This is a genomic window from Bradyrhizobium sp. 25ACV, assembly GCF_054863005.1.
This window is the reverse complement of record NZ_JAVAYO010000082.1, coordinates 1-275: the sequence shown is the minus strand read 5'-3', so window position 1 is coordinate 275 and position 275 is coordinate 1. Positions and strand designations below refer to the sequence as shown.

At 63.3% G+C, this 275-nt stretch carries 1 pseudogene; it reads left to right on the top strand.

Annotated elements, in window-relative coordinates:
• Window positions 1–153, top strand: a pseudogene (locus RAD04_RS38670) (D-alanine--D-alanine ligase family protein); the annotation flags it as partial.
• Between the last annotated feature and the right edge of the window lie 122 nt (window positions 154–275).

Genomic DNA, 275 nt, shown 5'->3' with positions numbered 1-275 from the left:
AACACCATGCCCGGGTTCACCTCGATCAGCATGTATCCGAAGATGATGGAAGCCTCAGGCGTGCCCTACGGCGAGCTGCTGACGCGCCTCGTCCATCTGGCGCTGGACCGCTACCAGCAGCGTCACGCGCTGGAACGCGGCTATTCCAGCTAGGTCGTGGCCGACTGCCATTTGAGTGCAGGCCCCTCGCGCCGCGTGTTAGGCGACTTCGCGCGCCTCGATGCGCGACACGCTCAATCGCTCGGTGATGTGATCGGCAACAAACTCCGCATCTC